This window comes from Paenibacillus sp. FSL H7-689 (assembly GCF_000517905.1).
Classification (GTDB): Bacteria; Bacillota; Bacilli; order Paenibacillales; family Paenibacillaceae; genus Paenibacillus; species Paenibacillus amylolyticus.
The window spans coordinates 223075-246601 of the sequence record NZ_ASPU01000021.1 but is presented as its reverse complement, the minus strand read 5'-3'; the positions used below and the strand labels follow the sequence as shown (position 1 = coordinate 246601).

Sequence of the window (23527 nt, the reverse complement as noted above, 5' to 3'; positions counted from 1 at the left end):
TTAGCTACAAAAGGGCTTACTACACTCTTGCTGTCATAACTATTCCAAGACACTCTTAAAGTATCTTTTTAAGTAACATTGTGATAATTTGCACAAAGTTATGTTTAGGACCGAGATACAATTAGGATGTGGTATTCAACGCATAACTAATGAATTTCAGATGGTTTTATCCAATGATGAACAATGAAGGAGAGGATGAATGATATGGCAGCAAAAACACCTCTTGAGGTTGCACAATATACGGCGCAAACAGGCAAGAAGAAGGCTCAATATCCGGTGTCTTCTGTACTGGTGCTTAGTTTTCTGGCAGGGGCTTTTATTGCGCTGGGTTTTCTATTGGATATTCGGGTAATTGCTTCTGCACCAGCAGAGTGGGGGAGTCTGGTCAATCTGATTGGAGCAGCAGTGTTCCCGGTTGGATTAATCTTGGTACTCATAGGTGGTGGCGAGCTGCTGACGGGCAACATGATGGCAGTTCCACTTGCAACGATTGCACGAAAATTATCTGTGGGTAGTATGTTGAAAAATCTAACCTTAGTGACGATTGGTAATTTTGTTGGAGCTTTGTTTGTCGCGTACGCGTTTGGACATGTGCTTGGTCTGACCGGAGAGGGTGTATATCTGGCAAAAGTAGTGGATATGGCTGGGCATAAGCTGCATGACGGCTTCCTGCAAGCTTTCATCTCTGGCATCGGCTGTAACTGGCTGGTCGCGCTGGCCGTGTGGTTATCTTATGCTTCGGATACGATGAGTGGCAAGGTACTGGGCATTTGGTTTCCAACGATGGCATTTGTGGCGATTGGATTCCAGCACGTTGTGGCCAATATGTTCCTCATCCCGGCGGCAATCTTTGAAGGACATTATTCATGGGGTCAATATGTGATGAATTTCATTCCGGTATGGCTCGGGAATCTTACTGGAGGTGCTCTGTTTGTTGCTGCAGCCTATTGGGTGGTGTACCTGCGCCAAGCTGAGCCAAAAGTGAAACCGGAGGTAGCAACGTCGATCGAACCTATGGAGACGGAGGCTAGAGTGATGTTGAGCAAACAAGCATAGCGGGCACAGCGAGGCATGTATACACGTATATTAGAAGTGAAGACGATTCTGATCTTGCTCGGATCATGGCGAATATGCTGTGACGGAGCAGGGCGGGATCGTTTTTTTGTATGGGGTCTTTGTTGGAGTTTAACGCAAAATAAATTCGCCATGACAAGGTTCGGGGGAACGAAACCTGTTCATGGCGAATTTCGGGAGTGGTCCATGATATGGCATGAGGAGGAAGTGGGGAAACACTAGCCTAATGCCTTATTTTTAATTTACCCCTGAATTCTGAAGTTGAATCAAACTCAAAAACATTTTTTTGAAAATAATTTAAAGCCGCTATAGCGGCGAATATGAAGCAAAAACATACTGTTCTCTTTACGCGATAACCTCGAAGAAGATATGATATAGGGATAGCTTTTAAAGAGGGGAGCCTTACGATGATCGATCAGGAGAATGGTATATTTGCGGCGGTGTGCCCGCTCGACTGTCCGGATACTTGTGGTCTGTTATTACATAAAGAGAACGGCAAAATTGTGAAGGTGGCAGGCAATCCGGATCATCCCATAACCAAGGGTGCCATCTGTAATAAAGTTAGAAATATGACTGAGCGGGTGTATCACCCCGAGCGTCTACAATATCCGATGAGACGTGTAGGAGCCAAAGGTGAAGGCAAGTTTGAACGAATCAGTTGGGATGAAGCGATTCGTGAGATTACGACCAAATTCACTGCATTGTCCGAAACCTACGGCCCGGAGAGCATCCTGCCCTACAGCTTTTACGGTAACATGGGCATTCTCGGCGTAGACGGCATGGACCGACGTTTCTTCAATGCGCTTGGTGCGAGTGTACTGGAGCAGACGATCTGTAACTCTGCTGGAAATACGGGCTGGAAATATACGATGGGTGCCAACCGGGGAACGGTGCCGGAAGATACGGAGCATGCGGATCTCATCCTGGTGTGGGGCGGCAATATCGTCAGTACAAATATGCACCAGGTCGTTTTGGCGGAGAAAGCCCGTAAGAAAGGCGCCAAGATTGTCGTCATCGACGTTCATCGCAATCGTACCGCCCAATGGGGCGACTGGTTTATTCCGCTGTATCCGGGCACGGACAGCGCACTGGCGCTGGGTTTGATGCATGTGCTATTCGAACGGGGACTAACGGATGAAGCGTTTATGCAAAAGTATACGGTGGGTCATGAGGCACTGCGTGATCATGTCCGCAGTTACACCCCTGAACGTGTTGCACGCATTACGGGCGTGCCGGAGGAAACCATTGTGGAGCTGGCCGAACTATACGGCAACGCACAGGCAGCCCATATTCACATCGGCAATGGCCTCCAGCACCATGATAATGGGGGAATGAACGTGCGTAGCGTTGCATGTCTGCCTGCTATTACAGGGCAATGGCTGAAGCAAGGCGGCGGTGCCGTTCGCACCAACAGCTACGCGAGCACAAATAGCGATGCGCTCGAACGTCCGGAGCTGCGGCAGAATCCGGAGCCGCGAGTGGTGAACATGAACCGGATTGGTGAAGCGTTGCTGGAAGCAGAGCAGCCAATCCGGGCGATGATGGTCTACTGCAGCAATCCACTGGTGGTGGCACCGGATACCGAGCGGGTGGAGCGAGGTTTTGCACGGGAAGATCTATTCACGGTTGTGCATGATCTGTTCATGACGGATACGGCGAAATATGCAGATATCGTCTTGCCAGCCACATCTTCATTTGAAGCGACGGACCTGTACACCTCTTATTGGCATCAGTACGTTCATCTGCAAGAGCCGGTGATTGCACCGATTGGGGAGAGCAAGAGCAATGTGGAACTGTTCTCACTGCTTGGGCAGGCTATGGGGTACGATCCTGCAATCTTCGGAGAAACGCCGGAACAGATGATTGAGGACGCACTTCAGGGCACAGGCAACCCCTACATGAATGGGGTCACGTTGGAAGGACTGAAGGAACATCGATTCGTGAAGCTGGATATGACGCCATATGCTGCATATCTGGATCAGCTGCCCACACCTTCAGGCAAAATTGAATTGTATTCCGAGACGATGGAACAGAGAGGGCTTCCGCCGCTCCCTACCTATAGTGCTCTGGTTGAAGGATATGATGGGGAGCATCCGGCTGGACCTGCCGATACGTATCCATTGATGTTCCTGTCGCCGCCAAACCATAATTTCCTGAACTCCACCTTTGGCAATTCAGCCAAACATCAGCGTTTGGAGAAGATGCCTCTATTGCAAATGCACCCGGAGGACGCCGCTCGCAGACAGGTGGAAGACGGCGATGCCGTGATCGTATGGAATGATCGTGGACGCATCGAACTTACCGCCAAGGTAAGTGAAGCTATGTTGCCGGGAACCGTCATCAGCCAAGGCTTATGGTGGGATGGTGACGGGAAGAAGCAGCGGGCGAATTCACTGACGTCCAATCGGTTGTCGGACATGGGTAACGGTGCTACCTTCTTCTCGGCCACTGTTGAAGTGAAGCGTCAATGAGTGTGCTTGCAGCGTGATTTTTTTGAGGTAAGATGAACAACTCCAATGGCCTTTGCACTGACTGTTATGCTGTCAGAGTAAAGGCCTATTTTTATAAGAAGCTGTACTTTAAATGTGTTAAAAATAGTATACGATAGGGCGATAGGTTCTTTGTCAGGTGTATTAATTTATTAGTGCCTAAAGTTAAATATAAGTAAATAGACCTAATCTCCCGAAATAATGTAGTTAATTTGTATTAATATTCTAAAAAAGGGTTCCATTATATCCTCTGTATGTCATACTTGAACCAGTAAATGGATTATTTCTTGTTATCTATTTAACTTAATAAGGAGGTATATAATGAAAAGAATTGCTTTAATTACTTCTCTGACACTGATGTTAACATTAGTACTTTCAACCTTTTCTGCTAACACTTACGCTGATAATGGTGGGGTAGAAGATGATCAAATTAAAGAATTGAACTATAATTATTCTGATCAGGACGGGTTAATTGATATTGACGCGAGCTATGAAGAGACTAAAACAGGAGAGGTAATAGATTTTAATATAAAAGAAGAAAACGGAATACGTACTGTTAAGCATTTTATAGACAATAAACTCGTAGCTGAAGCCATTTACGATATAAGTTCTGACGAAATAGTAACTACTACGGCGGATGGTGAGGTCGTTACACAAAAAGCAAGTGAAATGATTAGTGAGTCAGATGGTAATGCACTTTCTAATGAATATGATAATCAAATCACAGGAGCGGTAGAAACACAAAGCGCTGTTTTGAATGCTTCTCCAGGTTTTAACTTTGTTAAGCAAAAGTATAATACGGCTTGGAAGCAATACGGTTCTATATATCAAAAGCAATCTGTTCTGCAAGATAAGCATTATAAGCTGAATATATCCGCTGGGACTGCTATAGCAACGGTAATTACAATAATAGATATTTATTATACTAAGGGTAAGTTCACTACCTTCTTGAAGGCAATGGGGATCACGATTCTAGGAGTTACAGTTGATTCAATGATTGGTGCCATGGATGCAACTAGATATTTAACACAAGTGGAAGTCTATTCTCAGGGTATGCTAGGATTGGCCTCAGAGAGATATATAGTAAAAGCTACGTTTAATGGCAAAACAGCACAGGTGAATGATGGCGGGGATGAAAGAACTTATGATGAATTAATTGATATCGGGGTATATAATGTAGTACTCCAGAAGCTATAAAGGAATGATGATATGAAGCAATTAACCGAATACGAGGCAGCGAAGAGAGATATCATTATGTCCATTGTTTATATTATTGGTGTCTTAATATTATTTTATATGGCGTTAGAGGCCTCTTTAGTGGTGGCAATTATCATTTGTATGCCTCTTGAAATTGCTTTTATAATTAGATTAATTCATGAAGTCAAAAAGTTTAAAAAGTTAAAAAAAAATGATGCACCTTAGTGGGATTTCTGTGGGATGTATGTTAAAAATAATAAAAAATTTCTTAATGAACTAGTTATACCCTGTTGAGTAGAATTTAAGTTAAAACCTTTGCTTCCAGCGCGTATCGATATTCAGTCGGTGCGCGTTGTTTGAGTTAGGCCTAAAATTCAAATCTACGTTTCTGACATGAATATTAAATACAAGGTCATTTAATGATTTTTTTGTGAAGCCATGTTGCCGGGAACTGTCATCAGCCAAGGCTTATGGTGGGATGGTGACGGGAAGAAGCAACGGGCGAATTCACTGACGTCCAATCGGTTGTCGGACATGGGTAACGGTGCTACCTTCTTCTCGACCACTGTTGAAGTGAAGCGTCAATGAGTGTGCTTGCAGCATGATTTTTTTGAGGTAAGATGAACAAAGGCTAGAATTTGAGCAGGATTATAGTGCAATAGATGTAACACTTCATAAAACCTTCGCTCTGGCTGGTTATGGTTATGCCGTCAGGGCAAAGGTCTATTTTTTATGGCTATTTGTATGTGCAGAGGTACTAAGGAGAATGAACTAGAGATGATGAGATGGCTGGATAACTATCCAAAAGAAGTGAGAATATTTTTATTAGCAAGTCTGGTTAACGCAACCGGCAGTGCACTGATGTGGCCGCTGACCACCATGTATGTGTTTGATGAACTTGAACGAACGATGGCCAACGCCGGTTTTGTGATCCTCATTCAGTCCCTGGGTGGCATCTTTGGACAATTGCTTGGTGGTTCGTTGTACCATCGGGTGGGCGTGAAGAAGCTGATCATTGGTTCACTGGCGCTTAATGCGTTAGGTTTGTTTGCGTTGCCGTGGATTAGTGCGTATTGGGTCGTATTTATATGTGCCATGGGCTGGATTGGGCTGTTCAGTTCATTGTCGCTGCCAGCGATTCAAGCCTTTATTGGCTTCCGGTTTGCGGAGCGACGCGGTGAATTATTCAATATTATCTATGTGGCGAACAATATCGGGGTGGCGATTGGTACGGCGCTGAGTGGTTTCCTGGCTGACTTTTCCTATCACCTCAGCTTTGTACTGAACGGAGTGACCTCAGCCGGGTTTGCGATTTTCTTCTGGTATTATCTATCGCGGGTTGAACCAGATCAGGGGGAAGTGCATCTGACGAAACGCAAAACCGTTCCCGATGGGCCGGGCGTCTGGGCATTGCTGGGTAATACCCGATTATATCTGTTTATGAGCTTGGGCGTGCTCTTCCTGTTATTTGGCAACTCCATCTGGAACACAGGTGTGTCCCCGTATATCATTTCTGAGGGTATGGAAAAAAGAATGTACGGTCTGCTCTGGACCCTGAACGGGGTGCTGATCTTTGTGGGCCAACCTTTTACCAGCTGGGTGAAACGGACCATGGCCCGTACCTCCACTGCCCAGATGACGGCGAGTGCGGTATTCTATGGCATGGCCTACATTGTGATGATTACCATGTACAGCTATCCAGGCATGGTGCTTGCAATGGTACTTGCCACGTTTGGAGAGATGTTGATCTCCCCTGCAACGCCTGCCTTCATATCGGAGCATGCTGGCAGGGCGGCACCTTTTTACATCGGGATATCGGGTGGAATCGGTGCGGTTGGACGGGTTATCGGGCCCTATGCGATGGGGGTCATGTATGACAAACAGGGACTTATTCCTGTAGCGTGGCTGGCAACAGGCACAGCAGCTATTGCGGTACTTGGTTTTGTACTGCACGCAGTGTTGAACCGTAATCGCGAAGTAAAGGAGTATGGGATGGACGCCTAGCCTTTTTGGGCTGAGTCGTATGATGAAGGGAGAGGACAGGTTAGAGTGGAGGAGAAAAGAAAGCTACTTTAACCTGTCAGATTATCCCTTAGATTTATATTGACAAAAAAATCTTTTTATGCTATAATTTACATATAAAAACATTCTGTATATAATAAGGTTCTCCTGGCCAGGGAGAATCTTATTTTTGTTTGTACGGGAGGATGAAATATGAAGCAAAATGAGTCTAGCATCACATCCTTGATTTCAGCTTTTGGTCGAGCCTATCACTGTCAGTACGACACACCTCTTATTTTCGATGACTATATAGCCAAAGAGCTTATCACTCCTCAAGAGTTTGCGGATATCCGTGAGAATATGATTCAAGGCATCCATTTTTTTAACCCGGAGATGGCTCATCTGATCAAGGACGAACCGGATGAAATACTGAGGTGGATTGTACAGACCCAACTTTCCCCAACTCCCTTGGCTCGTGCCGCATATTGCGAACGGGTGCTGCTTCATGAAGTGGCATTGGGTAGCACACAATATGTAATTCTTGGGGCCGGTCTGGATACGTTTGCGTTTAGGTATCCGGAATTAAAGGATAGACTGAACATCATTGAAGTGGATATCCCAGCCACACAGCAATTCAAACGTAGTCGGCTGTCGTCCGCGAAACTACCTATTCCATCCAATCTGCACTTTGTAGCTATGGATTTGACCGATAAGGATTCCCTTATAACGCTCGTGACTGAAGAGTTAAGCAGCGAGAAATCCTTTGTGAGTTTACTTGGCGTCTCTTTTTACTTGACCAAAGAAGACTTGTCCCGGTTGTTACAAGTGTTGTTTACGAAACTGCCTTCCGGGAGTTCAATTGTTTTTGACTACGCTGACGAACATCTTTTTGATACAAAGGGCATATCTAATCGAGTGGACCATATGATCCAGATGGCTGCGGCTGGCGGTGAGCCGATGAAATCCGGGTACACATATGTGGAGATGGAGGCCTTGCTTGATGAAGCGGGGTTGCTGATCTATGAGCATCTGACTCCAGAGGCGATTCAGGAACAGTTTTTCCAGGATCGAACCGATCATCTAAGGGCATTTGAAACGATACATTTTATTCACGCGGTAAAAAAATAAATCGATCCGGGTATGTATGGTCACTTATATAGCCCACATTTGCAAACCAAACAACCTTCATCCTGAGTCAGGGTGAGGGTTGTTTGGTTAGAACGAAGGATCAACATAGACCATGATTCGGTAGTCAATATTTTCGCATATGATACAACTGTTCAGATATCCGACTTGTTATGCTTCAATTCCATGTCATTCAACGTTCTTCCCTCTATTTGTGCATAATGCCCATATAATAGAATGGAACTGGTTAAAGGCAGGGGGATGCATACGATGTACAAGGTTTTGTTGGTCGATGATGAATTTATGATCTCGGACGGGATCTCCAGTGTCGTGAACTGGTCCCGATTAGGAACAGAACTGATCGGCATTGCTCAAGATGGGTTGGAAGCGCTTGCTTCAATTGAGCGGCAACGTCCGAATATCATCATCTCGGACATTCGCATGCCGGGCATGGATGGATTACAGCTGGTTGAAGCTGTGGCGGAAAAGTATCAGGATATCTCGTTTATCATGCTCACGGGTTTTACGGAATTTGAATATGCGAAGACGGCTATGCATTATGGGGTAAAGCACTATTTGCTCAAACCCTGTAGTGAAGAGCATCTTGTACAGGCTATTAGTGAATTGGTCAGTGAGAAGCGGGATTTGACCGATCAGGAGCGTTTTGTACAGTCAATCCAATATAATCTGGAGCGTGTACTGCCCCATGCCAAGGAATATTTTCTGAAAGAGCTGGTGACCAACAGAACGTATGGGGCCAAGGAGTGGAAATATTTCGAGGAATTGTTCGATGTACAATTTCAGGATCAACGTGTGCGATTGCTGTTGGTAGAGATTGAGGGGGATCATGAGTATTTGCACTTGTTCGCCGTGAAGAACATTGCCGAGGATATTTTTCATAATCCGATTTTAAGCACCACGGTTGGAGGTCATGTGTTACTGATGATGGAGGACAAGTTGTCTGAAACACAGTTGTTCCATAATATTGATGAGATTCGCGCCACATTTACCCGATATTATCATGATGATCTCACGATTGCGCTGAGCGAACCAGGGGATCTTCCACAGGCACGACAATTGTACATGCAGACGCTGGTGTATCTCAATTACCGCTTTTACCTGGGTGAGGGCAGTCTCATTATGGAGCGGGATGTCTACTCTCCCGGGGAGCGCACTCTTCCCGAATTTGAATATGATCCAGAGCGGATAGCTACTGCAATCAAGGCTGGACACTGGCAGGAAGTTGGAACAGAACTGAACCGGATGTTTCAGTTGCTTGCCAGCTTACGATATGATATATCCCAAACGAAGTCCTATCTTATTCAGATGTTTATGGAAATCATTCGGCTCAGCGGCTCTGCCGAGATGAAAAGGTATATGGACCAATTGCCAGGCATGATTGAATCCAGCACCTTACATTCTTTTCAACAGTTTCTGCTGGCCGTCGCCAAGGAAATCACGCTGCGTCGCTACGAACAACATCGCTCCAGACAATCGCAGATGGTAGGCAGTGTGAAGCAGATCGTGGAGAAGCGCTACAGGGACGAAACACTGACACTTCAGTCCATCGCCGGGGAAATATACATGAACCCGGATTACATTGGCAAAATGTTCAAAAAAGAAACTGGAGAGAAATTTACGAACTATGTGTTAAGTTACCGCATCCGTAGAGCATTGGAGCTTCTGGAGCAGGATGGGAGCTACACCGTATCTTCGATTGCCGAACAGACAGGGTTTGGCTCCAACTGGCCGTATTTCAGTAAAATGTTCAAGAAATACACGGGATTCTCTCCTTCCGAGTATAAAAAAGTACCTTAGGACAGCGCTGCTGTCGCTTCTACAGCATTGAACTGAACATTTACACGAAAACGGAGAGGACAGAAATAACACGAAGAAGCGGAGCGTTCGCCTAAAAGCTTTCTAAAAGAAAGCTACATCGTAAGCATATGCTATCCCCGGATTTTCCCTTTAGAAAAGGGAATCATAAAAATCTGGGGATAACAGCGATCAGAGGGTTGTTCTGTCATCGGAGTGGCAAGTGTAAATATTCTTTAGCTCGATTGATATAGATAGCAACCTCTACATCTAATCTGTGATCGGGCCCTGTACGCCATTCATCGGCAGCAGGGTCTTTTTTTGTCGGACGAAACTCGGTTTTGAACATCCATTTAACGGAAATGAGCATGGGAAGAAATGGCGCTCGATTCTATCATTAGAAGTGTCATGTTAAGTAATGAACATCGAGTGGAGGTTGAGTGAATGGAGCTGAATCGAAGCCGGGGGATCGAACCTGGGCGTTTGAAGCCAGCTGGCAAATGGAGTTCGGTGAGAAAGGAGCTTGTCCGCAACAGATACGTGTATCTGATGCTCGTTCCTGTTGTAGCCTATTATCTGATCTTCAGCTATGGGCCGATGTACGGGCTGCTGATGGCATTTCAGGAATCCTACAGCCCGGTCAAAGGAATATTGGCAGGCGAATGGGTCGGTTTTGACAATTTCACCATGTTTTTTGAAAGTTATTATTTCTGGCGCCTGATTAAGAACACACTGATTTTGAGTTTTTACAGTATTGTGTTTGGTTTCCCGGCTCCGATTATTCTGGCCCTGTTACTGAATGAAGTACGGAAAAAGTGGTTCAGAAGCACGGTGCAGACGATCAGTTACATGCCCCATTTCATCTCGGTTGTTGTCGTGGTAGGAATGTTGAAAACGTTCTCATCTCTGGACGGTGGGTTATTTAATGTCATTCGTGACTTTTTCGATCTGCAGCCGATTATGTTTTTGGCGGAAAAAGATATGTTCCGTCCGATGTACATCCTGTCGAACATATGGCAGGGCGCAGGCTGGGCCTCGATTATCTTTTTGGCAGCGCTCAGCGGGATTGATCCTCAGTTGTATGAGGCTTCCAAAATTGACGGTGCAGGCCGCTGGAGACAGCTGTTACATATTACACTACCGGGCATTATGCCAACCATTGTGATCATGTTAATTCTGCGTATGGGGGCGGTGATGAACGCTGATTTTCAGAAAATATTGCTGATGCAAACGGCCCCGACCTATGAGACATCGGATGTCATCTCCACCTTTGTCTATCGATCCGGTATTTTGGAGGGCAACTATACGTATTCAACCGCTATCGGACTATTTAACGGCGTCATTAATTTCGCGCTACTTATTATCGCGAACGCGATCAGCAGAAAGCTTAACTCAACCAGTCTCTGGTAATTGGAAGGTGAAGCGATGAAACAGTCTATAGGGGAACGACTTTTTGATGTATTCAATACACTGCTACTCGTGGTGATCATGATTTTATGTTTTTACCCGATGCTGTACGTGTTCAATTCTTCAATCAGTGATCCGGATCAGATGCTGCGTTCCCGGTCACTCATGCTCATTCCTGAAGGCTTCCAGCTGGGAGCGTACAAGTCGGTATTTCAGGATACTCGCATCTATACAGGATATATGAACACCTTGTTCTATGTTGTGGTGGGTACAGCCATCAATCTGCTCATGACTTCGCTGGCTGCCTATGGGTTATCACGGAGTGATCTGATGGGCAGAAAAACGTTGATGAAATTAATTACGTTCACGATGTTTTTTGGCGGGGGCATGATCCCGACGTTCCTGCTGATTCAGAATCTGGGAATGGTGGATACTCGTTTCGCGCTTATTATTCCGGGTGCCATCAGTACGTTCTATTTCCTCATTATGAAAACAAACTTTGAGGGCATTCCCATCAGTCTGATCGAATCGGCGAAGCTTGATGGCGCCAATGACTTTCTGATTCTGTTCCGAATTGTACTGCCTTTGTCAAAGCCAATCCTGGCGGTCATGATGCTGTATTATGCGGTTGACCATTGGAATGATTATGTCGGACCGATGCTCTACCTGCGCAGTCAGGAGCTATATCCGATCCAGATTATTATGCGTGATATTCTGATCAGCAGCAGTACAGAGGCCATGGGCGCTGGCGCCGATACAGGCTTCGCCATTGGGGAGAACATCAAATATGCGACGATTATTATCTCTACGCTGCCAATTATGCTGGTATATCCGTTCATCCAACGTTATTTTGTTCAGGGCGCTCTAATCGGTGCTGTGAAACAATAAAAAATGTATCCTATGGAGGCGAATTACGTGAAAAAAAGAATGGGGTCCATCCTGTTATCATCGCTACTTACCATGTCTTTACTGGCGGGTTGTACGGGTGATAACGAACCAGGTAACGCAGAGCCAGCGGAGGGAACAGAACCTGCGGTTCAGGCGTTGACCGAGATTCCGCTACCGATTACAAGTGAGCCCTTTACCATTAACTACTGGCGCGCCAATGATGCCAAACTGACAGCTTCCTTGAACAATTTTGGCGATATGGCGGCTTATAAGGAAAAGGAGAAGCTGACGGGCATCCAAGTGAAGTTCACACATCCTCCGCTTGGACAACAGCGTGACCAGTTCAATCTGCTGATCTCCACGAAGGAGCTTCCGGACGTCATTTATTATAACTGGGCGGATGCGGTTGGCGGACCGGAAAAAATGATCAAGGATGGTCGAATCATTCGATTGAACGAACTGATCGACAGTTATGCACCGAACTTAAAGCGGATTATTGAATCCGATCCGGATGTGAAGAAGCAGATTGCACTCGACGATGGCACGATCTATATGTTCCCGCTGCTGAAGCTGGATGCACTGAAGCTGAATGCCACTTCCGGTTTAATTATGCGCCAGGATTGGCTTGATAAATTAAATCTCCAAGTGCCTACCAACATCGATGAGTGGTATACGGTGCTTAAGGCATTTAAGGAACAGGACCCTAACGGCAACGGCAAGCCAGATGAGCTACCATTCACCGGAAACTGGGGACCGGGTAACCTGACCAAGCTCCATGATTTTGCCGCGGCATTTGGTGTAATTGGTGGTTTCCAGATGAATGGAGACAAGGTGGAGTTTGGACCGATTCAGCCGGGCTACCGTGATTTCTTGGAGACCATGGCCAAGTGGTACAAAGAAGGGCTGATTGATCCCGAGATCATGACCAATGACGGTAAAGCTTTCGATTACAAGGTCACCAGCAATCTGGCAGGCGCATATCAGGGTGGTGTGTTCAGCGGCATGGGGAAATACTTCAATCTGATGAGAGATACGGATCCGAACTTTAACGTGACGGGTGTACCATGGCCTGTATCTCCGGATGGAACTTCGTATGCGACATTTAATCTGGACGCTAAAGTGTTGTCTTATGGTGAGGCTATTACGGCTTCCGCAGACGAAGACAAATTGAAATATATTGTTCAGTGGATGGACTACAACTATAGCGAAGAGGGTAGTGATCTGTTCAACTTTGGTATCGAAAATGACAGCTATGTTCGTGACGGGGAAGGTGTCAAATTCACAGATACCATCATTGATAATCCGAACGGTCTAACGTATGACCAGGCACTGGCTTCCTATGCCTTATCCATTATGGACGGTCCAATCAATCAGGATAGTCGTTATCTGGATGCATTATTATTTGACGATGGACAGCGTGCGGCAAATGCGGAATGGATGAAAGCAAGCTCAGCATTAACGCTTCCTCCAATTCGTTTGTCAACAGATGAGGTGACCACAAGTACATCCATCATGAGTCAGGTGAATACGTATTTGAATGAGACGATGACTGCCATTATTAGCGGACAGAAGCCGATCACCGAATTTGACAAGATGGCCGAAACAATCAAGAGCATGGATATTGACCGGGCGATTGAGGTTCATCAGGCTGCGTATGATCGATATCAGTCCAAATAATACGTGAGAAATCGAGCGCTAAAACTTTGGGGAAACCTTTCTGTATGTGATATACCTAGTAGTATCACGTGGTTCAAAGGAGCGCTTTGGTCATGACAGCCTACCGCAAACTCAGCATCAAAATGAAAATGTTTCTGATGATTATGTTCATGATGGCGTTTATCATCATCCTGGCGTTTGGGTCCTTGTACTATACGTACTCGGTGTATGACAAACAGCTGTTTGATAAGTCGTCCCGACTTCTGAACCTTTCTTCGTCTACAGTGGATGTTGAACTTCAGAAGTTGGAAGCGTTATCATTAAACATGATCTCCGATACGCAGATTCAAAGAGCTTTGAAGTCGTTGTTGGATGACAATAGCGCATATTCAAGTTTTATTGAACGAAAAAAGATCACGGATCGGTTATGGGAGCATATCAGTGGGGCTGCACGATATGTGCAGTCCGTTCATCTGATTGATTCCAGGGGAAGAGTGAATAAATATGGCGAGACACTAACCGTATCCCAGGAAAAATATGATCGGATGATTGCGGCTGCGGAGCAGGCCAATGGTGCAGTGCGCTGGTTATACCCGGATGACGATGACCCGATGCTGGTTATGGTCCGTCAGGTGCGAGCCTACGAACCGATGACTCTGGAACCGGTAGGCATACTGTTTCTGCGTATTAATATCGAGCGACTCGTTGAGGAGTATGCGGGCATCGATAGCCAGGACAGTGACATTATTTTAAAAGCAGGCAGTGATGTGGTGTATCCTTATCGCCAGCTTCCAGAAGCGGTGTCCGCCGGACTGAATCCACTTCCAGGCAGTGGGGGATATGAGATCAAGAATCTGGATGGGAGGGAGATATTTCTTTCCCAGAAGAAATCCGCATACACCGGCTGGGTTTACTACAATATGGCCTCTTATGATGAAATTTTTGAGCGTATTATATGGTTGAAAAATATACTGATCGTCGTTTATCTTATCGCCATTCTGGTTGTTCTCGCGCTTGGTATGGTGTTCGCACGCAGTCTGACAAGGCCGATTAGGCAGCTCATCAGTCAGATGAAGGAAGTGCAGTATGGGGATCTGGAGAACATAGACGCCAATCTGTCCATTCCAACGCACCAGCACATGGATGAACTGGGATTGTTACAACGTACGTACCGACTGATGATTACACATATTAATACATTGATCAAAGAAAATTATGCAAGCCAGCTGGTCATTAAAGAAACGGAGTTTAAGGCGCTGCAGGCGCAGATCAATCCCCACTTTTTGTATAATGCACTGGATTCGATCCATTGGCTGGCCAAAAAGAACAGACAGGAGCAAATCTCCAGTATGGTGCTATCACTTGGGTATTTGCTGCGTTCCTCCATCAGCTTCAAGCAAAATATCATTACTATTGCCGAAGAGCTGGAGATCGTCAATCATTATATCACCATTCAAACCTACCGTTTCCGGCAGCGGCTGGATTTCCGTATGGATGTGCCTGCTTCTTATCTGGGGTGTGCCATTCCCAAGTTAACCCTACAGCCATTACTGGAGAATGCCATTCAATATGGTCTGGAACCACAGGTTGGATCATGTCTGATTCGAGTGTATGCCGAGATATCAGGTGGCAAGCTGGCCCTTATCGTGGAGGATCACGGTCCCGGCATGGAACCTGAATATGTGGAACAAGTGCTGCGCGGAGAAGTGAAAACCAGAGGTACAGGTATTGGTCTGCTGAATATCAGGGAGCGGGTACGTCTGGCTTTTGGCGAAGAATATGATGTTTTGCTGGAGAGCAAGCCGGGGCTTGGAACGAGAGTAACGGTGCTGCTGCCACCCCCATCACCAGGTAAGGAGGAGAGGCTATGAGAAGATTATGGCGAACCATAGGCATGATCTGTCTTATGCTGACTCTTCCTGGCTGCGTGAACCAGTTGGATCAAAGGCCAGGCATGATTGTGGACGAAGAGCCGATAACGCTGCGAATCGCATGGTGGGGCGGGGAGTTCCGCAACAATGCAACGATAGCTGTTATTAACCTGTATGAGAAGTTGAATCCACATGTAAACATTGAATACGAATATAGCAGTTTCAACGAATACTGGAGAAAACTTGCCCCACATGCAGCAGGCAATGCGTTGCCCGACATTATCCAGATGGACATCTCCTATCTGTCCCAGTACAGTTCGCTGCAACTGTTGGAGGATATGACACCGTACATGCAGAGTGGGCTAATCGACACGACATATATTGAGAAGGAACAGCTGGAGAGTGGTAGCCTGAATGGAAAAACCTATGGTCTCAGTTTGGGGGTTAACGCCATGCTCAGTATCTATGATCCGGAAGTGTTGAAGGCCAATGATATTGAATTGCCAACGGATACGTGGACATGGGCGGATTTTGACCGGATGGGCGAGCAATTGCTGGGGAAAGGCATCTATTTGGGAACCTATTTCACGCCGGAACAGTTTTTCGCGTATTACTTGAGACAGTACGGTTCCAAGCTGTACGCCGAGGATGGCGAGAGGTTGGGTTATGAGGATGATGGACTGTTTATTGATTACTTTGGCAGGATGCAGCAGCTCGCGGAGAAAAAGCTTATTTTTGCACCGGATATCTGGACATCCGACATTGGCAAACCCGACAACGACCCGTTTTATCTGGGAGAGGCTTTGTTTAGCTGGGGGTATTCCAACCAATTTATCAGTACCGCTCAGCGTTATGGCAAACCCTTAACCATATCCCCGATGCCTGGGCCAAATAGCCAGGATGGGTTGTACTTGAAACCAGGCATGTTTTTCTCCATGGCGGGCAATTCCAGGCATAAGGAGGAAGCTGCCAAGTTCATCAACTTTTTTGTGAATGATTTGGATGCCAATCTGCTGCTCAAAGGAGAGCGGGGGGTGCCTGTCTCATCCAGTGTCAAAGAGCGGATGAAACTGGTGGTTGAACCGGAACTGGCGCAGGTGTTTGACTATATTGATTGGGTTGCGGATAACAGCACTCAGATGGACCCGCCTGATCCTGTAGGTGCGCCAGAGGTCACTGCGGTGTTACGTGAGTTGTACGATCTCTTGTTGTTTGGCAAAATTACGCCTGAGCAGGCGGCGAAGGATTTCCGTGAGCGGGCGAACGCCATTCTGGGTGGGAAGTTATAAGAATGGACTAGATCATATATGTATTTAATGGACTTGGGGCTGTTGTCGTTCACAAGCTCAACCTTCATTCTACTCGGGTGAGGGTTTTTGTTATGGAATGGTGTATATTTCCTCTAGTATAATGAAAATGGGTAGTTGTCCTATCTGTAGATTAGATAGATTCTATCCATATATTAATGGATGAGGAGTGTCAGGACATGTCCATACATCAGATAGGTCACAAGGTGTCTTTTGCCGATATGAAAACGAAGTTGCCTCAGGAGAGCTGGATGTACACTCAGAATGAAGCGCACAACGGTGAATTTGAAGCCGAGGAAGTATGGTTACATTCTGGTGATCTTCATATCAGTGAACTGTTGTTGGATGAAGGACCTTTTTTGATCTTGGTTGAAGGAAATCTGACAGTGGATCGTTATATTGGAAATACAAGTTCCGACGCGGCCAGTTCAAATCTGGTTGTACTTGGGAATCTCATAACGCCCTATATGATCGTGGGTGGGCAGGAAATATATATTACAGGTAATCTCTATGTGGAGGATATGTTCTGGGGGGATTATAACCATGGAGAATTGACAGTGAGAGGGAATGTAGAAGGTGGATTGCTGGTAAGTACCGATCAATATACGATTCAGGTTCAAGGACAGCGTAATGTGAAGCGTCAGCTTGAAGAATGGGAGGATCTCGGACCATGGCGGGGCTTTGACATGTTGGCGTTATTGGTTCCTGAATGTGTGATTGATGAAGATACAGAGCCGTTTCCTTGGCGAGAAGAAATGTTAAAGAGGCTGCAGCAAGGACAACCTGTAATCAACCGAAAGTACATTCATGCTGATGAATCAGAGCCAGATGTGCCGGATTGGTTCGAAGATCATCGAATTACCGCTGAGAACATAGAGCGTCTTACTCATCCATCTTTGTTGCCTGTAAGAGAGGAGGATGAGTTACTGAACAGCTATGAATTTTGGTTGGACGAGCAATTTTGCCGAGTATCGGTCTATGGAGATGAGTATACGGAGGGGTATTTCCGCAGTCTGTATTTTCAGGATGACCACAATTGTGCATTGTTGCTTAAGATGGAGCCATCAGATCAAGGTTCCAACTCTCCTGATAAACATCTCGTACAACCGGGTGAACCTGTCTGGATGATCTCAGGAGCATATCGTTATCTAAACAATGAGAAGTCGGAATGGAACGTATTTTCGGAGAACTCACCTGCTGATATTCAGCAGTTAAGCGAGCAAGGATGGAGCACCTTGTTGCAGTCTGTATCGAATTATCAGTATGCCCGTTCCTTAATTTCGCACCAACTGATCCACGATTTATTAGCACTGCCTGTCGTGGAGCCATATGACGATTATTATGATGATGATCGGCACGGGCTGTGGATTGGAGAGTTATATTATGCATTTCGACAAGCAGGTCAGATGTCTGATGGTGTTCCCCAGCCAGCTATGCTACGTATTGGAAGAGAGTATGTGGATGCTCAAGGGGAGACGCAGGTGGAGAAATACTATTATACCCTGCACCAACATGCGGACGGCTCGGAAAGTGTGTTGATCGAATACTCGGCTCAGAAGGACGAGGATGAGGAAGAAGAATCGGTGTTGCTTGAACTTCATTATATAGGCGGCTCTCAATTACTACATGCCGTTCAATTGCTCGAACGTGGACGCCAAGTGCTCATTCAAGCAAATGAGGACTTACTGAATGGGGAGCCGCCGTACGCTGCTGAATCATTTGCGAAGCGATTCTGGAAATCAAAAGGATACCTGAAATGAATAAAACAACCTTCACCTCTAGTTTTGAGGGAAGGTTGTTTTGTCGTTGTATTTACCCAAACTGGGCTTGATGTAGTCGGCTGTACGAGCCTTTACGTGCGAGCAGTTCTTCATGGCTTCCTTGTTCAGCGACACTGCCGTTCTCCACCACCACGATACGATCGGCGTGTCTAATGGTCGCCAGTCGATGGGCAATCACCAATGTCGTACGGCCTTGAGCCAGCTCGGACAACGCCAGTTGAATGGCAGCTTCCGTCTCGGTATCAAGGGCAGAAGTGGCTTCATCCAGAATGAGAATGGGCGGGTTTTTCAGGATCATTCTTGCGATGGATAAACGTTGCTTCTGTCCGCCGGACAATTTCACGCCACGTTCACCGATCATGGTATCGAGTCCATCTGGCTGGGACTGTACCAGCTCTTCCAGTTGGGCCCTGCGAATGGCTTGCCAGATTTCTTCATCGGAAGCATTCAGTTTGCCGTATGCAATATTTTCTCGAATCGTTCCATCAAACAGGAAAATATCCTGCTGCACAATCCCAATATGGGAGCGCAGTGATTCCAGTGTCATGTCCTTCACCGGAATGCCATCAATGGAGATATGTCCTGCATCCACATCGTAGAAACGTGGGATCAGACTGCATAACGTCGTTTTACCTCCGCCCGAAGGTCCAACCAAAGCAACCGTCTGGCCTGCTTGAATATCCAGATTAACCTGAGACAGCGTAGGTTTGTGTTCTCCATAAGAAAAGGTAACGTTATGGAAAGCAATATCACCTTTGACATCCGGAATCGGTTTTGCCTGGGGTGTATCTTCTACATCCGGTACGGCCTCAAGCAACTCCAGGTAACGTCTGAATCCGGCGATGCCTTTGGGGTACGTCTCGATGACGGAGTTAATCTTCTCGATCGGTCCAAGGAATACATTGGATAACATCACAAAAGCGATGAATTCCCCGTAGGTCATACTGCCTTGAATGACAAACCAGGTTCCACATACCAGTACAAACAGGGATACAAATTTCATCAGAATGAAGCTAAGTGAAGAGTTCCAAGCCATAATGCGGTAGGTGATCAGTTTAGTGAGTCTGAAACGTTCGTTGTTCTCGACGAAACGTCCTACTTCATGTTTTTCATTGGCAAAAGCTTGTACCACACGGATGCCGCTCACATTGTTCTCGACCCGTGCATTATAATCGGCGATATCCGCAAACATGCGCTTGAACGCCTTGGACATTTTGCGACTGAAATACAGCGACAGATAGATCATCAGCGGCACAATGATGAACGTCATCACAGCGAGCTGCCAGTTGATCCCCAACATAATCCCGAAAGCTCCGGCGAGTGTCATGAGGGCAATGAACAGGTCCTCGGGTCCATGATGCGCAATCTCACCAATATCCATCAGATCGTTGGTCATGCGGGAGACCAGATGCCCGGTCTTATTGTTATCGAAGAAGCGGAAGGACTGCTTCTGAACACGCTGGAACAGTTCACGCCGCATATCGGATTCGATGTTAATGCCGAGCTTGTGGCCCCAATAGGTCACTGCATAATGGAAAAAGGAACTGAGCAGGTAGATGCCGAGCAACCCGACACACGCCGCTAAGATCATGGACCAATTGCCAGCCGGAAGCAGTTGATCGACCACCCGGTTCACGGCAAGTGGAAAGGCCAGCTCCAGCAGAGCGGCAGCGATGGCACAGGAGAAGTCCAAGATAAAGAGTCTTTTGTAAGGACGATAATAAGACATAAAACGGCGAAGCATATGTAAGTCCTCCTCGATATCACACAAATGCCCGAGCAGGATCATTAGCCTGTCCGGACACCTGTATTCATGCTTATGTTATTTGCGGTTTTGCTCTGCACGTTCTACGATCATATCGGCGAATTCCTCAGCCTGACCTTGAATCGCAATCGGGTCGAAGTACCAGTAACGGTCTTCCAACAATTCGTACACCTGATTGTTTTTCACAGCCGGCAGGGATTGCCAGATGGAATCACCTTGGTAATTTTTAGTGTTCTCTCCAACGGTTAAGAAGATATGATCCCCTGCATAATCACCAACAACTTCACGCGAAATTTCTTTCCATTGGGTATCACCCATCAGTTCTTTTTTGGTGATTTCGAGTGGGGCAAGTTGCAAAGCACTGTAAACCGCTTGTCCTCCTCGACCAAAATTGTCTCCATATCCATAATAACTCTTGTCGGATACTTCAAGGATGGAGAAGGTTTCCTCCGGTTTAATGACTGTTTTCACCTTAGCGCGAGCGGCTTCAATCCGTTCATCGTACGTTTTCAGCCATGCTTCGGCTTCTTCGGATTTGTTCATCAGCTCCCCGAATCCCCGGATTTCATCATATACATTGGTGAATGTACCATAAGGAATCACTACGGTAGGTGCGATTTTTTGATAACTCTCAATTTCGCTGGCCTGATCAGAGTAGGTAATGATCAGATCCGGGTTCATGGCAATGACTTTCTCCATGGATACCGCCGCTCGATCACCGATACTTTCGATGCCCTCCACCTGATCTGCATAGAACGGGTTTTCCAAATAATATTGAACAGCACCAACGGGTTTCACACCCAGTGCGAGCAGATCACTTACGTACATATCGGTAACGATTCGTTTCGGTTCAGCCGGAATCTCAACATCCCCGCTTAATGACTTGTAGATCCGTGTAGCGTTTGAATTGTCTGAACCGGACGACGTGTCTGTGTTCGTCTCGGAAGAGGCTGTTGTTGTTTCGGTTCCCGCTGCCGATGTCTGTTCAGTGGCAGTCGAGCCTGTTCTGCTGCTACATGCAGCCAGAATCATAATGATGGCGAGCATAAGCAGCAAGCCGGAAAAGCGTTTTTTTGCAGCAAACATATTTGTGTTCCCCCTGTGTATAATCAATAATGATTATTATTCTCATTAATAACATAGAGGAAGATGTGATATTTGTACATGGACAACTATGATCACTACTGCATGGACAATTATGATGTGAGATGACGCATGATATGCTGCAACTGCTCCATAACGGACAAGGGATCAAATCCATAGAACATGTCGGCATCAATCTCGTATACACGTCCTTCACGAACGGCGGAGAGGGTACCCCAAGATTCCTGATTTAGCAAGTTATCCAGCATTTCTCGTTCGGCAGGTTCCTCAGGGAAGGCGACAAACATGTGATCTGCGGCATACAAGTGAATCTCGGACAACGGAACATGAACGTACCCCGTAAGTAACTGTCCATCCTGCTCCATACGTGAGGGTGGAGTGAAGCCCAGCGATTGATACAGTACATGAGAAGCTCTGCCCCAGCCATGACCATAGATATAAGCCCCTTCATCTCCAATCATAAACATGCAAACGGCGGACCCTCGTGTTCCTTCCATCTGTTGGTCCAACGTATGATTGGCTTCTTGCTCAAGTTGATGATATTGATCTAACAACGCTTGTGCATTGGACTCAAGCCCGGTAATTCGACCCAAAAGAAGAAGCTGCTCCTGCCAATCGAGTTCCTCAAAAGGCATCAGAATGGTCGGTGCGATCAGACGTAGTTCATCGGAAGCGGGATGCGGTGCATACCCGATAATGACATCAGGCTGAGCGTGTGCAATCAGATCCGTATGTCTAACCAGCTCATATTCGGAATGTCGCTCAAATGGTTCATGACCATCATGATCATGTTCCCCCAGTTTTTCTTCCATCCAGCTGGCGACGGCGCCCATGTGGGGAGTATGGCCCAGTGCCAGAAGTGAGGCTGTATAATTGTAAGTCAAAGATACAATCTTCTTGGGCATTTTTCGGTAGTGTGTTGGTGCTGATCCAACCATCTGTTTGAATTTGCGGCTCAGATAGAAGGTGTCCCTGTAGCCTGTCAGTTGTGCAATTTCCTGTAGCGTAGGGTTCGCGAACAACAGATGTTCTTGAGCCATCCTGATTCTGAGACGGGTCACATATTCAACAAACGTAAGACCTGTATGTTTCTTGAACTCCCGTGAAAAATGCTCAGGACTCACATTTGCATCCCTAGCCAATTGTTCGCGGGTCAGCGGATGGGTATACATCTGATGGATATGTCTAAGCACGGCATCAAGCCAGGAGTGATCTTCATGAGCATAATGAGTCACATGATCCCGCAAAATATCCAGTAACTCATAGAAAAGCATATGTGGCCTAAAGGGGCTGGAATCACGGCCTGCCGTACTGGCTTGAACCAGCTCTACTGCCCTGTCGGTGAGAGTACGACTCGCAATGGGAACTGGTATCCCGAACGGCCAGAACAGCTGTTCATTTTCAGTGGAATCAAAAGCAATAGCAATGCCCTGTACTGGCGACAGGGAGCCGCGTTTGTTCTCGTGCTGAAGCAGGGTTCCAGCTTGTCGAACGACTGCAGAGCCTGCATTTAATGTCAGTTTACCCTCTGCACTGATCAGCCTGGCCTGGCCAGCAGTAATGACGTATAACACATGAAGAGTGCTCCACATCTCATCTATGCGGGAGAATGCCTCGCGGTCGTGAAGCTGCACCAGATGGCACAGCTTGAAGAGGGCAACAGGTACGGACTGAATCTTCTGCAAGGAAATGGGACGGGACAGCGATTTTTTATGGTAAATAGGCTTGGAAATATTCATTTGATAACTGTCTCCTTACATAAGTCAGCAGGGACAGTATTCGTCTCATGCCCCTGGTGTACTGGCGTAATTCTCGGATCTCGACTATTATGCAGTATATACTATAAACGGAGTGACGTGGATGGACAGATTGAACAAATCAACTTTTTATTTGAAAAATAGATAAAGTGGTTGAAATCGCTATCAACACCGACTATAATGAAAATGTCGAAACGTTTCAATCTGGCGTTTACTGCCAGTTTCATTGTATTAGGCACGAACTGTTTATAGAGCGCCAGATTGAAAGACGTGTCATGACCATCACTAAT

17 protein-coding genes are annotated in these 23527 nt (G+C 46.3%); 14 read left to right on the top strand and 3 right to left on the bottom strand.

Going from position 1 to position 23527, the window contains the following annotated elements; genetic code table 11:
- The first annotated feature begins 204 nt into the window (after positions 1-204).
- The 14 genes from C170_RS18485 to C170_RS18425 all read left to right on the top strand — a co-directional run bounded on the left by C170_RS18485 (position 205) and on the right by C170_RS18425 (position 18590).
- Positions 205-1056 carry a formate/nitrite transporter family protein gene (locus C170_RS18485; RefSeq protein ID WP_036612741.1) on the top strand — a complete coding sequence of 284 codons (852 nt, stop codon included), beginning with the start codon at positions 205-207 and terminating at the stop codon, positions 1054-1056.
- A gap of 425 nt (positions 1057-1481) precedes the next feature.
- Positions 1482-3545: a molybdopterin-containing oxidoreductase family protein gene (locus C170_RS18480; RefSeq protein WP_155985096.1), complete on the top strand. Its 2064-nt coding sequence runs from the start codon at positions 1482-1484 to the stop codon at positions 3543-3545.
- Between the two features lie 339 nt (positions 3546-3884).
- Positions 3885-4760: a hypothetical protein gene (locus C170_RS18475; RefSeq protein ID WP_036612735.1), complete on the top strand. Its 876-nt coding sequence runs from the start codon at positions 3885-3887 to the stop codon at positions 4758-4760.
- 12 nt (positions 4761-4772) lie between these two features.
- Entirely contained in the window at positions 4773-4985 is a 213-nt protein-coding gene (locus tag C170_RS18470; protein ID WP_036612733.1) for a hypothetical protein, read from the top strand.
- 213 nt (positions 4986-5198) lie between these two features.
- Positions 5199-5348 (top strand): hypothetical protein, encoded by a 150-nt coding sequence (locus C170_RS31175; RefSeq protein ID WP_179086528.1) that lies wholly within the window; start codon positions 5199-5201, stop codon positions 5346-5348.
- A 192-nt stretch (positions 5349-5540) separates the two neighbouring features.
- Positions 5541-6764 carry an MFS transporter gene (locus C170_RS18465; RefSeq protein ID WP_036613073.1) on the top strand — a complete coding sequence of 408 codons (1224 nt, stop codon included), beginning with the start codon at positions 5541-5543 and terminating at the stop codon, positions 6762-6764.
- A gap of 210 nt (positions 6765-6974) precedes the next feature.
- Positions 6975-7889 carry a class I SAM-dependent methyltransferase gene (locus tag C170_RS18460; RefSeq protein ID WP_036612732.1) on the top strand — a complete coding sequence of 305 codons (915 nt, stop codon included), beginning with the start codon at positions 6975-6977 and terminating at the stop codon, positions 7887-7889.
- A gap of 267 nt (positions 7890-8156) precedes the next feature.
- The gene (locus C170_RS18455; protein WP_036612729.1) at positions 8157-9704 is read left to right on the top strand and encodes a response regulator; all 1548 of its coding nucleotides are present in this window, start codon (positions 8157-8159) and stop codon (positions 9702-9704) included.
- A 441-nt stretch (positions 9705-10145) separates the two neighbouring features.
- Positions 10146-11111 (top strand): ABC transporter permease, encoded by a 966-nt coding sequence (locus C170_RS18450; protein WP_051447277.1) that lies wholly within the window; start codon positions 10146-10148, stop codon positions 11109-11111.
- Between the two features lie 15 nt (positions 11112-11126).
- Positions 11127-11996: a carbohydrate ABC transporter permease gene (locus tag C170_RS18445; RefSeq protein ID WP_036612724.1), complete on the top strand. Its 870-nt coding sequence runs from the start codon at positions 11127-11129 to the stop codon at positions 11994-11996.
- 27 nt (positions 11997-12023) lie between these two features.
- Positions 12024-13673 (top strand): extracellular solute-binding protein, encoded by a 1650-nt coding sequence (locus C170_RS18440; protein ID WP_036612721.1) that lies wholly within the window; start codon positions 12024-12026, stop codon positions 13671-13673.
- 92 nt (positions 13674-13765) lie between these two features.
- On the top strand, positions 13766-15523 hold the full coding sequence (locus tag C170_RS18435) for a sensor histidine kinase (RefSeq protein WP_036612718.1): 1758 nt from the start codon (positions 13766-13768) through the stop codon (positions 15521-15523).
- Entirely contained in the window at positions 15520-16812 is a 1293-nt protein-coding gene (locus C170_RS18430; protein WP_036612715.1) for an ABC transporter substrate-binding protein, read from the top strand. Before C170_RS18435 ends, C170_RS18430 begins: the two co-directional genes overlap by 4 nt.
- Before the next feature lie 197 nt (positions 16813-17009).
- Complete coding sequence (locus C170_RS18425; RefSeq protein ID WP_036612713.1) at positions 17010-18590, top strand: hypothetical protein; 1581 nt, start codon at positions 17010-17012, stop codon at positions 18588-18590.
- 52 nt (positions 18591-18642) lie between these two features.
- On the opposite strand, the gene C170_RS18420 is transcribed toward C170_RS18425, so the two are convergent.
- From C170_RS18420 to C170_RS18410, 3 genes are all read right to left on the bottom strand, one after another.
- Complete coding sequence (locus tag C170_RS18420; protein ID WP_036612711.1) at positions 18643-20355, bottom strand: ABC transporter ATP-binding protein; 1713 nt, start codon at positions 20353-20355, stop codon at positions 18643-18645.
- A gap of 78 nt (positions 20356-20433) precedes the next feature.
- A complete protein-coding gene (locus tag C170_RS18415; protein ID WP_036612709.1) occupies positions 20434-21462 on the bottom strand; it encodes an iron-hydroxamate ABC transporter substrate-binding protein in 1029 nt (342 codons plus the stop codon).
- Positions 21463-21572: 110 nt separating this feature from the next.
- Positions 21573-23219 (bottom strand): AraC family transcriptional regulator, encoded by a 1647-nt coding sequence (locus tag C170_RS18410; protein WP_036612707.1) that lies wholly within the window; start codon positions 23217-23219, stop codon positions 21573-21575.
- Between the last annotated feature and the right edge of the window lie 308 nt (positions 23220-23527).